At 34.8% G+C, this 13,155-nt stretch carries 17 protein-coding genes; 9 read left to right on the forward strand and 8 right to left on the reverse strand.

Annotated elements, in window-relative coordinates; translation table 11 throughout:
* Positions 1-137: 137 nt before the first annotated feature.
* Positions 138-488: a hypothetical protein gene (locus tag J2X31_RS14260; protein WP_310027555.1), complete on the forward strand. Its 351-nt coding sequence runs from the start codon at positions 138-140 to the stop codon at positions 486-488.
* Between the two features lie 57 nt (positions 489-545).
* Positions 546-986 (forward strand): DUF4844 domain-containing protein, encoded by a 441-nt coding sequence (locus J2X31_RS14265; protein ID WP_310027556.1) that lies wholly within the window; start codon positions 546-548, stop codon positions 984-986.
* Between the two features lie 81 nt (positions 987-1,067).
* Here the strand turns inward: J2X31_RS14265 and J2X31_RS14270 are convergent, their stop codons facing one another.
* The 3 genes from J2X31_RS14270 to J2X31_RS14280 all read right to left on the reverse strand — a co-directional run bounded on the left by J2X31_RS14270 (position 1,068) and on the right by J2X31_RS14280 (position 3,533).
* A complete protein-coding gene (locus tag J2X31_RS14270; protein WP_310027557.1) occupies positions 1,068-1,850 on the reverse strand; it encodes a T9SS type A sorting domain-containing protein in 783 nt (260 codons plus the stop codon).
* 7 nt (positions 1,851-1,857) lie between these two features.
* A complete protein-coding gene (locus tag J2X31_RS14275) occupies positions 1,858-2,379 on the reverse strand; it encodes an ankyrin repeat domain-containing protein (RefSeq protein ID WP_310027558.1) in 522 nt (173 codons plus the stop codon).
* 128 nt (positions 2,380-2,507) lie between these two features.
* Positions 2,508-3,533: a LacI family DNA-binding transcriptional regulator gene (locus tag J2X31_RS14280; RefSeq protein ID WP_310027559.1), complete on the reverse strand. Its 1,026-nt coding sequence runs from the start codon at positions 3,531-3,533 to the stop codon at positions 2,508-2,510.
* A 257-nt stretch (positions 3,534-3,790) separates the two neighbouring features.
* Here J2X31_RS14280 and rplM point away from each other — a divergent pair, with 257 nt between their 5' ends.
* The 6 genes from rplM to J2X31_RS14310 all read left to right on the forward strand — a co-directional run bounded on the left by rplM (position 3,791) and on the right by J2X31_RS14310 (position 8,220).
* Complete coding sequence (rplM, locus tag J2X31_RS14285; RefSeq protein ID WP_310027560.1) at positions 3,791-4,246, forward strand: 50S ribosomal protein L13; 456 nt, start codon at positions 3,791-3,793, stop codon at positions 4,244-4,246.
* Positions 4,246-4,632: a 30S ribosomal protein S9 gene (gene rpsI, locus J2X31_RS14290; RefSeq protein WP_310027562.1), complete on the forward strand. Its 387-nt coding sequence runs from the start codon at positions 4,246-4,248 to the stop codon at positions 4,630-4,632. The genes rplM and rpsI overlap by 1 nt, the downstream gene beginning before the upstream one ends.
* A gap of 233 nt (positions 4,633-4,865) precedes the next feature.
* Complete coding sequence (rpsB, locus tag J2X31_RS14295; RefSeq protein ID WP_310027563.1) at positions 4,866-5,651, forward strand: 30S ribosomal protein S2; 786 nt, start codon at positions 4,866-4,868, stop codon at positions 5,649-5,651.
* A 142-nt stretch (positions 5,652-5,793) separates the two neighbouring features.
* Positions 5,794-6,756, forward strand: a complete 963-nt coding sequence (gene tsf / locus J2X31_RS14300) for a translation elongation factor Ts (RefSeq protein ID WP_310027565.1) — start codon at positions 5,794-5,796, stop codon at positions 6,754-6,756.
* A 135-nt stretch (positions 6,757-6,891) separates the two neighbouring features.
* Positions 6,892-7,326, forward strand: coding sequence for a lipocalin-like domain-containing protein (locus J2X31_RS14305; protein WP_310027566.1), 435 nt, complete (start codon positions 6,892-6,894; stop codon positions 7,324-7,326).
* Between the two features lie 237 nt (positions 7,327-7,563).
* A complete protein-coding gene (locus tag J2X31_RS14310; protein ID WP_310027567.1) occupies positions 7,564-8,220 on the forward strand; it encodes a queuosine precursor transporter in 657 nt (218 codons plus the stop codon).
* Positions 8,221-8,224: 4 nt separating this feature from the next.
* Here J2X31_RS14310 and aat read toward each other — a convergent pair whose 3' ends face one another.
* The 4 genes from aat to J2X31_RS14330 form a co-directional block, all read right to left on the reverse strand.
* On the reverse strand, positions 8,225-8,863 hold the full coding sequence (gene aat / locus J2X31_RS14315; RefSeq protein ID WP_310027569.1) for a leucyl/phenylalanyl-tRNA--protein transferase: 639 nt from the start codon (positions 8,861-8,863) through the stop codon (positions 8,225-8,227).
* Positions 8,864-9,013: 150 nt separating this feature from the next.
* Positions 9,014-9,385: a DUF3127 domain-containing protein gene (locus tag J2X31_RS14320; RefSeq protein WP_310027571.1), complete on the reverse strand. Its 372-nt coding sequence runs from the start codon at positions 9,383-9,385 to the stop codon at positions 9,014-9,016.
* A gap of 40 nt (positions 9,386-9,425) precedes the next feature.
* Positions 9,426-10,304, reverse strand: coding sequence for a flavin reductase family protein (locus J2X31_RS14325; RefSeq protein ID WP_310027572.1), 879 nt, complete (start codon positions 10,302-10,304; stop codon positions 9,426-9,428).
* Between the two features lie 45 nt (positions 10,305-10,349).
* Positions 10,350-10,877, reverse strand: a complete 528-nt coding sequence (locus J2X31_RS14330) for a hypothetical protein (RefSeq protein WP_310027573.1) — start codon at positions 10,875-10,877, stop codon at positions 10,350-10,352.
* 102 nt (positions 10,878-10,979) lie between these two features.
* On the opposite strand from J2X31_RS14330, the gene J2X31_RS14335 reads away from it, so the two are divergent.
* Complete coding sequence (locus J2X31_RS14335; RefSeq protein WP_310027574.1) at positions 10,980-12,134, forward strand: sensor histidine kinase; 1,155 nt, start codon at positions 10,980-10,982, stop codon at positions 12,132-12,134.
* Positions 12,135-12,203: 69 nt separating this feature from the next.
* Here J2X31_RS14335 and J2X31_RS14340 read toward each other — a convergent pair whose 3' ends face one another.
* Positions 12,204-13,079, reverse strand: coding sequence for a T9SS type A sorting domain-containing protein (locus J2X31_RS14340; RefSeq protein ID WP_310027575.1), 876 nt, complete (start codon positions 13,077-13,079; stop codon positions 12,204-12,206).
* Positions 13,080-13,155: the final 76 nt, after the last annotated feature.

Here is a 13,155-nt window from a genome sequence, read left to right on the forward strand (position 1 = left end):
TTAAACAAAAAATTGATATAATTTTGTCTTTACAAAGCATTGGTGAGGTTTATTGGTTCGCAAAACAAATTTACTAAACCTCTGCTTTGTTTTTTATAGGATAGAAACTAGCAACTTGAATTAATTATGAAAGACTTGTGAATAGTTTTAATGAAGCGGAACAAAATATTTATATTGGTGAAGTATCTTATTATAATGACGAAAAACCAACATATATGACTGGGAATTTTTTCTATTCATTTCTTGTAAAACATAATTACTATGAGTTTGAGTCAGAAGTGAGATGCATCCATCAACTTCCAGAAGGTAAAAATTTACCAGAGGATACTCATAGAATACCTGTGAATTTGGGAACTTTGATTGAAGAAGTCTATATTTCTCCTTTTGCATCCAAAACAGGTTTCTTAAAAATTATTGAATATTTACGTGATCAAGCTGGCCTGGATTTCAAAATATCTGTTTCAGGTGTAAATGATAGATGGATTTGATGTCATAAATATTATTCCCATACCCACCCTAAAACAAATAAAAGAACAAAAAAACCTATGAAGCAATTAACCCACATAATTTTCGGACTAGCTTTACTTCTTTTCACATCATATGGGCATGGACAAATCAAAACGCACGAAAAAGTAATGACAAAATTTGAAGAGTTTAAAAACAAAGAAAAACTCATAAAAGACGACAAACTATTTTATCCTGGAATAGGCAACACATCATTAAAACCAATATTGACTGAAAAAATCAACATTGCAACTGACGACTTCAAAAAACTTGCAAGTAAAGGACATGCAACTGATAAAGAATATCAAGATGCTATTAAAAACGGACTTGACCGTTTTGCTGAATTGTATCTTGAGCTTGACACAGCAGATAGGGAAAGAGTATGCCTCTATTTTGAAGAACTGATGGACATTGTAGGTCTTGAAAGTTCAGGAGGGCATTTGAATAATTTTATGTATGGTTTTGATCCGAATAAAAAGTAGAGCATTAATGATTAGAATCCCCGGAAAATAAAAAGGGTCGGCTATAAAACCGACCCTCTTCTTTCAACTTATAATTACTATCTAATTAATTATAATCTTTTTCCATGATTTCTCAGATGCATTCTGAAGCTCTACCAAATAAACACCTTGCGATAATCCTTCGGCATTCACTTCCACTTCCGTAGCGCCAGCGTTAACTTCAACAGTCTTTACAAAAGCCCCTGTTTGGGTATAAATATTGATCTTATCCAACGTAGTCTTAGACTTCACTGTAAAATTCCCCTTAGAAGGATTCGGGTAAACCGCCGAAGCATTCAAAGAAAAATCTTCAACACCTAGAACCGTAAAAGGAACATTTATAGAATAACCCCAGTTTGTTCCATGGGTTCCTATTACAAAACTCGCATTAGATCTTCTAGCCCATGCAAAATCTATAGAAGTATCTGCATAATTAAAAGTATAATCATTATTGCCATCTCCAGTACTAAATGGTCTTGTAAAAACAATTGTTCTCAAACCTGCTGAAGGTGAATTATTGGTACTAGAACTCAATGTCCAGTTGTTAGTATCGACTTCAGGAACCTCACCTACCCCTTGCTGCACCGCATCTACCAAAGTAGTATTGTTCCAGTACACAACATCCTGTCCAAGAGCCATTCCTTGTCCATTAGCAAACGATCCAAACTGCAATCCAAACCATCTATCGTTTGGCCCAACCATTGTAAGCTTTGCGGTTGTAGTTGTATTGTTCAATTCCAATGTAGCTTTTAAATTGGAGGATAACGTTATCTCTCCCGTTGATTTTGTCTGTGCAAAACCAGCCAAAGAGATCAATGTCATTAATAAAAGAGTAGTTTTTTTCATAGTTGTTTTATTTTAAAAGGTTAATGATTTCTTGATTGTTCGAAAAAACAGCATATTCAAAAGCCGTTTTCCCTGTTTTGTCTAATTTGGTTTTATCTGCTTTATTATCAAGGAGAAGTTTCGTTAGAGGAGCATTCTTAAATTGAATTGCATACATTAGGGCTGTAGTACCATTTGCATCTGCAATATTAACGTCTGCCTTCTTATTAATAAGTAATTCCGAAATTTCTGAATTTCCTTTTACGATCGCCGCCATCAATGGTGTTCCCATACTGCTGGTTCCATTAACGTCGCTTCCCGTTTCAATAAGAAATTTGGCCACCTCGTTATTGCCTCGGTAGCAAGCTAATATCAAAGGAGAATATCCGGCATCGTTAACCGTATTGAAAATTTTAGGATCTTGTTTATACAATGCTTTTGCCTGATCTAATGTTCCCCTTCGGGCAACATCAAAAACATTCAATGCTTCTTGAGAAAAGGCTGATTGGAAAAACAAAAAGGAAATAAACAGAATGTAGTTTTTTATCATAATTATTAAATATCTTAAAGCAAATATATTAATTTTAACATATCATTAAGCAGATGCACGGAAATAAAAAAGGTTGCGTGAAATTTTAAATTATTTCGCGCAACCTTTCAAAACTTATTTAAAAACTGTTAGAGTTTTCTTGTAGATTCCCGTTGTCTTAATTCGGTTTTTACAACTGTAGTTTTAAATCCATACTCTTCCTCCTCCTTGCTTTCAAGCTTGTCGATAAGCAATTTGGCAGCCGCTTCTCCAATTTCTGGACCATGCTGGCTAACGGTAGAGAGGCTTGGCGTTAACCTTTTTGACCAAACACCATCGGCAAACCCAATTATCGATAGATTCTCAGGTATCTTATAACCGTGCTTCAAGCCCAATTTGATTCCGGCTACAGAAGTAGGCTCGTCCAAAGCGAAGATTCCATCAAACTTATGCTTTTCAAACAAAGCCGCCACCTTGATGTCAAAATCCTCAACAGAATCCGTCAGGATAATCAAATCCTTATCAACCTCTATATCATTATGCTGTAAAGCTTTGATATATCCTTTGGCCCTCAATTTCCCAACGCTCAAATTATCAATCGTAGAAAACAACGCAATTTTTTTGCAACCTATATTAATAAGGTGCTGGGTTGCATCAATAGCCGAATCAAAATCATCCACAATCACCTTGTCGCACGAAACTTCATCCGTTATCCTGTCAAACATCACAATTGGAGTTCCGTCGTTGATGATTTCTGTAAAATGTTGAAAATAATTCTCCTTTTGAGACTCTTCAGAAATCGACAGGATAAAACCATCAATGGTTCCGTTGCTCAACATCTGCAACGTATGAATTTCCTTTTCAAGCGATTCATTCGAAATACAAGTAATCACATGATAACCTTTTTCATCGGCCACTTTCTCAATACCCGTAAAAACTTTTGCAAAAAACGAATTCAATATATTAGGTATGATCACACCAATTGTTTTCGTCTTCCTGTTTTTCAAGTTAAGAGCCGTAATATTCGGTTTATAATTCTTGAGCTTTGCAAACTCCTGAATCTTGATTTTTGTAGGCTCACTAATTTCGGGGCTGTCGTTTAGTGCTTTAGAAACCGTAGATACCGATACTCCAAGTTCCTTAGCAATTTGTTTTAGTGTCGCTTTTTCTTTCATAATACATCAATTGAAGTGTAAAAATAAGAAAACAAACCATATAAATGTTGTTATGAGAAAAAAGGTTACTGTATTTTTACACCAAAATTCATACTTCACGAGCGATTATTTAGCTTGTATCAGCTTAATTTCTAAAAAAGTAAACCCTTAAAACAAAACTCGTAAAATAATCTTTTACAGCAGTTTGTATAATAAATAAATAATTGTACTTTTGCACTCCCTTTATTGGGAATGGAATGTTTAATTAAAAATTTATTATGGACGCATTAAGCTACAAGACACAATCAGCAAGCAAAGCCACTGTTACAAAAGAGTGGATCGTTGTTGATGCTGAAGGTCACAACTTAGGACGTCTTGCTTCAAAAGTCGCAATGATTTTGAGAGGTAAGTACAAACCAAGTTACACACCACACGTGGACTGCGGAGATAACGTAATTGTTATCAACTCAGAGAAAATCAACCTTACAGGTACTAAAATGGACGACAAAATTTACATGCGTCACACAGGTTACCCAGGAGGACAAAGAACTTTGACTGCTAAAGTATTACAGGCGAAAAACCCTGCTACATTGGTAGAAAAAGCTGTAAAAGGAATGTTACCTAAAAACAAATTAGGAGCAGAACTTTTCAGAAATTTAAATGTTGTTGTAGGTTCAGAGCACAAACAAGGGGCTCAAAAACCTAAAACTGTTAACCTAAACGATCTTAAGTAATGGGAGTTATTCACAAAATCGGTAGAAGAAAAACCGCTGTTGCACGTGTTTATGTTTCGGAAGGAACAGGAAAAATCACTGTAAACAAAAAAGAATTTGCAACTTATTTCCCAACTGCTACTTTACAGTACAAAGTTATGCAACCAATGTCTATGACAGAAAATGCAACTAACTTTGACGTTAAAGTAAACGTTTATGGAGGTGGTTCAACAGGTCAAGCAGAAGCTGTGAGAATGGCTTTGGCAAGAGCAATGTGTGAAGTTGGCGAAGGAAACAGAGCCATCTTGAAACCAGAAGGTTTATTGACAAGAGATCCAAGAATGGTTGAACGTAAGAAATTCGGTCAGAAGAAAGCTCGTAAGAGATTCCAGTTCTCTAAACGTTAATATTACCGTCTTGTTCAAATGGGGCAAGACCTCGTTCATTTATTATTTAAAAACAAAATTGTTGTTCCTGTCGAGGCAGGAAATTAGTTTAGCATCTAAATGAAACCGGGATTAAACGATTAAAAGATTGAATAATTAAAAGATTACATATTAATTTTAAATCTTTGAATTTTTAAATCATTACATCCAAAACGGGACATTGCTAATTCAACAGAACGTAAACTATTATTAAAATGGCAAACAAAGTAGAAGTTAAAGAATTACTAGAAGCAGGTGTTCACTTCGGACACATGACTAGAAAATGGGATCCAAACATGGCTCCTTACATCTATATGGAACGTAATGGAATCCACATTATCAATCTATATAAAACTGCAGCTAAAATCGAAGAGGCTAACGAAGCTTTGAAGAAAATCGCTGCATCAGGTAGAAAAATTTTATTCGTAGCTACCAAAAAACAAGCAAAAGATATCGTAGCTGAAAAAGCAGCTGCAGCAAACATGCCTTACATCACTGAAAGATGGCCAGGTGGAATGTTGACTAACTTTGTAACTATCCGTAAAGCTGTTAAGAAAATGGCTTCTATTGATAGAATGAAGAAAGACGGTACTTTCATGACTTTATCTAAAAAAGAACGTTTACAGGTTGATCGTCTTCGTGCAAAATTAGAGAAGAACTTAGGTTCTATCGCTGATATGTCAAGACTTCCTGCAGCATTGTTCGTAGTAGATATTAAAGCTGAACACATCGCAATTAAAGAAGCTCAAAAATTAAACATTCCAGTTTTCGCAATGGTGGATACAAATTCTGACCCAAGAGAGGTTGATTATGTAATCCCTGCAAATGATGACGCTTCTAAATCAATCGATAAGATTTTATCTTTAGTAACTGCTGCTGTTATCGATGGTCTTTCAAACAGAACATCTGATAAAGAAACAGAACAACCAGCTGGTGAAGAAGTTGCCGCTGCCGCTCCAACAGAAGCTGTAGAAACTGCAACTCCTGCAACTGAAGAATAAATAATATTAAAATTCCAAAAATAAAATTCCAAATTCCAAAAAATCTAAACTAATGTTGATGATTTAATAAAGTTGGAATTTGGGATTTTATCCTTGGAATTTCTTTTTTTACATTAAATTTAATCTTAAAATAAAAAACAAAATGGCAACAATTACTGCTGCAGACGTAAATAAATTAAGACAACTTACAGGTGCCGGAATGATGGACTGTAAAAAAGCTTTAGTTGAAGCTGATGGAGATTTCGATAAAGCTATACAAAACCTTAGAGAAAAAGGACAAAAAGTTGCTGCAAACCGTTCTGACCGTGAGTCTTCTGAAGGGGCTGCTGTTTCTTTTGTTAATGCTGACAAAACTAAAGGAGCAATCATTACCTTGAACTGTGAAACAGATTTCGTTGGTAAAAACGAATCTTTCGTAACTTTAGCTAAAGAATTGGTTGAAAAAGCAATCAACTTCTCTTCTAAAGAAGATTTCTTAGCTTCAGATTTCAACGGAATTACTGTTGCTGAAAAATTAATTGAGCAAACTGGTGTTATCGGTGAAAAAATTGAAATCGGTGGTTTTGAAATTTTAGAAGGTGCTTTCGTTGGATCTTATGTTCACGTTAACAAAATTGCTGCATTAACAGCTATTTCTGCACCAGTTGAAAACGCTGAAACACTAACTAAAGATGTTTCTATGCAAGTTGCTTCTATGGGAGCTGACACATTATCTTACAAAGATTTTGATCCTGCTTTTGTAGAATCTGAACTTGCCGCTCGTATTGCAGTAATCGAAAAAGACAATGAAGAGGCAAAACGTTTAGGAAAAACATTGAAAAACGTTCCTAAATATATTTCTTTCTCTCAATTAACTGAAGAAGTTTTAAAACAAGCTGAAGAAGATGCTAAAGCGGAATTGAAAGCGGAAGGTAAACCAGAACAAATTTGGGATAAAATTATTCCAGGGAAAATTCAACGTTTCATCTCTGACAATACTACTTTAGACCAAGAGAAAGCTTTATTGGATCAAAACTTCATCAAAGACGACAGCAAAAAAGTTGGCGATTATGTTAAAGGATTCAATGTTGAAATTACAGGTTTCAAAAGAGTTGCTTTAGGTTAATATCATTTTAGAATAAGCATAAATTTCAAGCGTCCTCTTTTGGACGCTTTTTTTTGTTAAAAAATTTAATCACAATATATTTTCTATTTGTAATATTGTTCTATATTTGCAAACTTAAAATTTAAAAACAAACAAATGAAAAAGATTAGCATTCTATTAGTAGCTTTTGTTGCATTAACATTCAGTTCATGCGGTAGCGACGATAACGGAACAAATACAGCATCAATTATTGGAAAATGGGAGTATTCTCAAACAGGAGATGTAATTGAAGGTGTTGAATTTTTAGAAACATATGATCACACGACAGGTTGCAACAAAGATTATATAGAATTTAAATCGAATGGAACTTTTGATGACGTTTGGTATTCTAATGGAGCTTCAGGTTGCACCAGCGATAATGACTCTGGAACATGGGCACAAAACGGGGTGACAATAACGACAGCTTATGGAGAGCAAGACGCTGAAGAAGGAGAAATTTTAACACTAAATGAAACAACACTTAAAGTTAGATTCGTTGATACTTCAGAAGGAATGACCCAAACTTATGTCACTGTTCTTAAGAGACAATAAAACTACAAAACCTCATTCTTTCACAGCTTGAGGTTTTTTATTGCTTGAATGTCCAGCTAAAAGCAAGATAAAACAAGCAAAATACATTGGCAGAATGTGAGCGATGAATCGAAAAAACTGCAGAAAAAAATACTTGATATTTTAGAAGTATGGTTTTCAGAAATGCTATTTTATTTAACGATTGTTCTCCTCTCTAAAAAAAGATAAAGTACTAAATTTGACTGCCAAAAACTTTATATGTTCAAATCAAAGAAAGATTTAGTATTTATAATTCTAGCTGGGATTTTCATTACCAATGCCGTAACAGCCGAATTAATTGGAGGAAAACTCATCCAGATTGGTCCATTTGTAATGAGCATCGGCATTTTGCCTTGGCCAATTGTTTTCATCACAACCGATTTGATTAATGAATATTTCGGGAAAAAAGGTGTGAAAAAGCTTTCCTATATAACGGCTTGCTTGATTACTTATTCATTTGCAATCCTATTTCTGGCAATCAGCATTCCTGCTGCAAAAGGAATTAGTCCCGTAAACGACGAGCAGTTTACCGCTGTTTTCGGACAAAGCATGTGGATCATTGTGGGAAGTATAATTGCCTTTTTGGTTTCGCAATTGATAGATGTAACCGTTTTTTCCTTCTTTAAAAAGAAAACAGGCGACAAGATGATTTGGCTTCGAACTACAGGTTCAACCGTTATTTCGCAACTCTTTGATTCGTTTATTGTCTTGGGAATTGCCTTTTGGCTTCCCGGAAAAATAAATTCTGAAACATTTATATCTTCCGCATTAACAGGATACACCTTTAAATTAGGAACAGCGATCGCTTTGACGCCACTAATTTATTTGGGACATCACTTGATCAAAAAATATTTAGCCGAAGAAAACAAACTCTAAATCGTTATTGACGTTCAATAATTTTCATAAAATCATCCCGATAGATTTCGCGAGCTCCCAAACTTTCCAGATGGTCATTATATACTTGGCAATCCAAAAGCTTGTAGTTTTCTTCTTTTAATCTTTTTACCAAAGAGACAAAAGCAGCCTTTGAAGCATTTGAAACTTTAGAAAACATGCTTTCCCCACAAAAAACATCACCCAAATCAATTCCATACAAACCGCCAACCAAAACTTCATCCTGCCAAACCTCGATTGATTTTGCAAAACCCATTTCGTGCAATTTGCAATAGGCTTCAATCATATCATTAGAAATCCAGGTTCCGTTTTGTCCGTTTCGTTTGATGGAACTGCAATTGGAAATTACTTCCTTGAAATTTTGGTTAAATGTAATCTTGAATATATTCCGATTCAGAATATTCCGCATACTTTTTGAAACCACAAATTCCTCCGGAAAAACCACCATTCTATATTCAGGCGACCACCACAAAATAGGTTCATCTTCATCAAACCAAGGAAAAATGCCACTTCTGTAGGCCAAAAGCAAACGTTCAGGCGACAAATCTCCTCCAACGGCAAGAATTCCATCTTCGTCGGCTTCCTCAACTGGCGGAAAGAATAATGATTTTGTTACGAAATACATGTGGTTAAATTCCAATATTAAAAAAACAAATTCCAAATAAACTTCAAAAATCAAATTCAAAAATTTTCAAACAACAACAATGGTTTTGAAAATTAAGATTTGAAAAATTGAAACTTATTTGGAATTTATAATTTGTGATTTATAATTTTATTAGAAAGGCAAATCGTCGTGATCTTCTTCTTTAAAATTAGATGCTGGTTCAAAAGCTTCTGCCGTTGGAATTGGAGCTGTTTGCACTGGAGCTTCACTAGCTAATCTTTCGATTCTCCAACCTTGAATACTGTTGAAATATTTTGTCTCTCCTTGTGGATTCACCCATTCTCTACCTCTCAAATTGATTGAAACCTTTACAGCTTCTCCTTGTTTGTAGCTGTTCAGCAAATCACATTTATCTTGAGTAAACTCAATCATAATGTGTTGTGGATATTGCTCTTCGGTCGTGACAACCAATTCTCTTTTTCTAAATGTAGCACTAACTTGTTGTTCTGCATTAATTACTTTTACTTTTCCTGTAACTTCCATATCTATTTGATTTTGTGGCTTGTGGCGTATACAAACCTAATTATACTCTTTTTGCTAATAAAACTTTCCAAGCCGAAATCGCGTCTTGTTGTTCCAAATATTCCTTTGCTTTTTGGTGCACGTTTTCTTCATCTGCAGAACTCAAAACACCTTTCACGGCAAAATTCTCTTTTACAAATATATCAATTTCTTCGCTCGTTGGCAAAGATTCTACATTTCCCAACATTCCTAAATCATTTCCGTCAAAAACAGGACTTTCTCTAATGAAATTTGGAATCCTATCTACTCCAATTCCAAGTGTTGTCAATGGTTTTGGCACTTCAAACAAACCTCTATTGGCTCTCGAATACCAATTTCCACCCATTCTCGACACCAAATCAATCTTATATTGGTCAATTGCTCCACTATCATCCAAAATTTCTTCGCTGATGTGCATCTTTAAAACTTCGCAAATGATCAAATTTCCGGCTCCACCTTCATTTCCAAGACTGATAATTTCGTTTACCTTGCACTCAAATTGAACCGGAGATTCCGCCACACGATACGGCTTTACAAGATCCGACGGAACTTGTGTCAAACCCGATTTCAGAAATTCATTCACGCCATCTGCATATTCCGTGCTCGACAACGAAGCCTGTTGCACAATGTCAAAATTCACCACATTAATCACCACTTCGCGCGTTGCTTCGGCATTCAGCAAAGTATGCTTCACCGTATTGTCCCGAACCCTTCGCGAAGGCGAAAAAATCAAAATCGGCGGATTCGTACTAAACACATTAAAAAAACTAAAAGGCGACAAATTTGGGTTCCCATCCTTATCAACCGTACTTGCAAACGCTATAGGCCTTGGCCCAACAGAACTCTGCAAATAACCCTGCAATTTTACTGGCGAAACCTCTTTTGGTTCGATGCTAATCATTTGAATGTAATTTTATACAAAAATAGTGAAGTGAAAAGTACTATACTATTTATCGTTCTTAAAAAACTTCACGCTATCTAAAGAAATTTCTGGAAGAGGTGGTGGCGGAGGTAAAACCAATTCACTAGCAGATTGAAAGACCAAATGTTTTTTACTATTATGATAAATTTCAAATAAATAATTTCGAAGACTCGCTATTGGTATTTGATTCTTGCAATTAAGATAATATTGTTTTTCAGAATTTTCAGAATTTTGTAAAATGATACAAAAATCATCTTTTCTTGTAAGCCCTTCAGAATTTTTTTTACATTCTAAATCATAAACTGTTGTGATGAGCTTTTCAGTACTATCTTTTTCTTTTTTGTTCAAATTATAACTGTAAACTTTTGCAACTTCATCTCTTTTTTGAATCATAACAAATAAAGTTTTATTAGAAGGCATTGAAAATGAACATATGGAATCTAAACTTGCAATTGTTACATCAATATGGACAGAATCGTCAATTGATGTATGATGTTCTATACAACTCATACATATCATTAAAAAAGTTATCACTAATATTTTAGCTTTCATAACATATAAATTTTATTAACGTTATTATAAATCTACTGATTAAAACTATTTTGTCTTCAAATCAAAAATAATCTATTATATTTATAATTCTAAAATTTTAGCATGCAATTCTCCGACAGAAGAAATACAACCCGCTGGATCATAATTGCCATATCGTTTCTCATCATCCTCATGATTCTTTGGAACACCTATTCGTTTTTTCAAATCTTCAAAAAGGAAGAACAGCAAAAAATGGAAATCTGGGCTTCTTCCTACAACACCATCAACAAAGCCAATTTAGAAAACGACGATATAGAGTTGCCACGCGAAATAATGGACAAGAACACCACCATTCCCATCGTGCTTACGGATCAGAAAGGCAACATCATGGGAATGCGGAATATTCCCGACGAAATTGTCAACGATTCTATAAAAGCCAAGGCTTTTTTCAAGAAGTTTCAAAACCAAAACACCCCAATTATAATTGAATATTTGCCTGGCGAATTGCAATATGTCTATTACGGAAACTCCGATCTTTTAAACAAGCTGAAGTATTATCCTTTGGCTTTGGTTTCAATTATAGTTCTTTTCGGCGGATTGGTTTATAATTTCTACAAAAGCACAAAAATGGCGACCCAAAATAAGCTTTGGGCCGGAATGGCAAAGGAAACTGCTCATCAAATAGGAACTCCACTGTCTTCCCTAATTGGCTGGCTCGAAATCATGAAAGCCGATAATGTGGATGAAACCACGGTTTCGGAAATCGAAAAAGACATCGTCCGACTGCAAACCATAACCGACCGTTTCTCGAAAATCGGTTCGGAACCAATCTTGGAAAAGGTAAATATCATCAAGGAAACCGAAGAATCAATCGATTATTTAAAATCCAGATTTTCAAAACAGGTTGAATTTTCCTTTAATGCTCCAACCTATCCAATAGACATCAATTTGAATTCTGCTTTGCATAGTTGGACCATTGAAAATTTGGTTAAAAATGCCATCGATGCTATGAAAGGAAGAGGCAAACTAGATGTTGTAATTCTCGAAGATGCTCGATTCGTTAAAATTCGGGTTTCCGATACTGGAAAAGGAATTCCGAAAAATCAGTTTAGGCAAATTTTCGAACCTGGATTTACCACTAAAAAAAGAGGCTGGGGATTGGGGCTTTCGCTAACAAAAAGAATAGTCGAGGAATACCACAGCGGAAAAATCAGGGTTTTATCTTCGGAAGTTGGAAAGGGGACTTGCATTCAGGTTAGCTTTAAGAAATTGGATTAGGATTAAAAATATTTTGAAACAAAAAAGGAGTAACTTTCGCAACTCCCTTCTTTTCAAATATAAAACTGTTTAATTCTTGATTATTTTTTGACCTTTACTTATGTTATCGCCAGATACTACTAGGTTGTAAATACCGCTTGAGAGTTCGTTCAAAGAAATTACATTTTCAATCTGATTCAGACTTCCTTCTTTTAGTAACTTTCCAGTCATATCAAAAACGGTATACTCTTTAAAGCTATTTCCCTGACCTAATTTTACCCATACATCATTACTTGTTGGATTTGGAAATATGGAAACACTTTCTTTTTCAGCATTATCAAAACCAAGATCATCACATTCGTTGCTCCATTGAACCAGAATTGGCATTGTTGAATTAAAATAATCCGGACAAACCTCTGTTGCCGCAGACGCATAATATTCTCCTGGAGCAGTTATGGCATAAGTAGATTCGTTTGCACCAGGAATAGCAGATCCATCTTTAAACCATTGAATATTTTCCGAATAAGGAGGACTGTTGATTTCGTTAACAAATTGAGCTCCTTCGCAAATTTCAAAAGAAAAAGTTTCATCATTAAAAACAACTCCTTCGCTTTCGTGATGAATTACAAACATAGACATAAACATGTATCCATTAATAGAAACGGGTTCAGATTCGTATGTTTCTCCCTCGAAGGTAGCCACTACTTTCAAGCTTGCACCACCATAAGTTTCATAAGTATAACTAAAATAAGAGTTTATGGCTCCTTCAATGGGTTCATATTCATCACTTATAAACCAATAGTTAAAATACCATTGATAGCTATCATAAGCCTGATTAACTACTTCCAAAGTTCCTTCTTGTTCTGGACAAAGCATAAGCTCGCCTTCAAGAATTGGTGTTTGGGCATTCATTAGGGTTATACCTAAAAATGACAATAATAAAATGTGTAAAGTTTCAATCTTCATAAAGTATTAGTTTTTTTTGAGTTATTAAATATTTTTTGCTAAATAATAACATTAATTTAAAAAACTCAAAATCAGC

Source organism: Flavobacterium arsenatis, assembly GCF_031456785.1.
GTDB lineage: Bacteria > Bacteroidota > Bacteroidia > Flavobacteriales > Flavobacteriaceae > Flavobacterium > Flavobacterium arsenatis.

Excerpts from the sequence above, each read along its gene's own strand:
- rplM (WP_310027560.1), top strand. The coding sequence starts at position 3,791 with ATGGACGCATTAAGCTACAAGACACAATCAGCAAGCAAAGCCACTGTT.
- rpsB (WP_310027563.1), top strand. The coding sequence starts at position 4,866 with ATGGCAAACAAAGTAGAAGTTAAAGAATTACTAGAAGCAGGTGTTCAC.
- tsf (WP_310027565.1), top strand. The coding sequence starts at position 5,794 with ATGGCAACAATTACTGCTGCAGACGTAAATAAATTAAGACAACTTACA.
- J2X31_RS14335 (WP_310027574.1), top strand. The coding sequence starts at position 10,980 with ATGCAATTCTCCGACAGAAGAAATACAACCCGCTGGATCATAATTGCC.
- J2X31_RS14320 (WP_310027571.1), bottom strand. The coding sequence starts at position 9,385 with ATGGAAGTTACAGGAAAAGTAAAAGTAATTAATGCAGAACAACAAGTT.
- J2X31_RS14310 (WP_310027567.1), top strand. The coding sequence starts at position 7,564 with ATGTTCAAATCAAAGAAAGATTTAGTATTTATAATTCTAGCTGGGATT.
- J2X31_RS14280 (WP_310027559.1), bottom strand. The coding sequence starts at position 3,533 with ATGAAAGAAAAAGCGACACTAAAACAAATTGCTAAGGAACTTGGAGTA.
- rpsI (WP_310027562.1), top strand. The coding sequence starts at position 4,246 with ATGGGAGTTATTCACAAAATCGGTAGAAGAAAAACCGCTGTTGCACGT.
- J2X31_RS14275 (WP_310027558.1), bottom strand. The coding sequence starts at position 2,379 with ATGATAAAAAACTACATTCTGTTTATTTCCTTTTTGTTTTTCCAATCA.
- J2X31_RS14340 (WP_310027575.1), bottom strand. The coding sequence starts at position 13,079 with ATGAAGATTGAAACTTTACACATTTTATTATTGTCATTTTTAGGTATA.
- J2X31_RS14325 (WP_310027572.1), bottom strand. The coding sequence starts at position 10,304 with ATGATTAGCATCGAACCAAAAGAGGTTTCGCCAGTAAAATTGCAGGGT.
- J2X31_RS14265 (WP_310027556.1), top strand. The coding sequence starts at position 546 with ATGAAGCAATTAACCCACATAATTTTCGGACTAGCTTTACTTCTTTTC.
- J2X31_RS14305 (WP_310027566.1), top strand. The coding sequence starts at position 6,892 with ATGAAAAAGATTAGCATTCTATTAGTAGCTTTTGTTGCATTAACATTC.
- J2X31_RS14330 (WP_310027573.1), bottom strand. The coding sequence starts at position 10,877 with ATGAAAGCTAAAATATTAGTGATAACTTTTTTAATGATATGTATGAGT.
- aat (WP_310027569.1), bottom strand. The coding sequence starts at position 8,863 with ATGTATTTCGTAACAAAATCATTATTCTTTCCGCCAGTTGAGGAAGCC.
- J2X31_RS14270 (WP_310027557.1), bottom strand. The coding sequence starts at position 1,850 with ATGAAAAAAACTACTCTTTTATTAATGACATTGATCTCTTTGGCTGGT.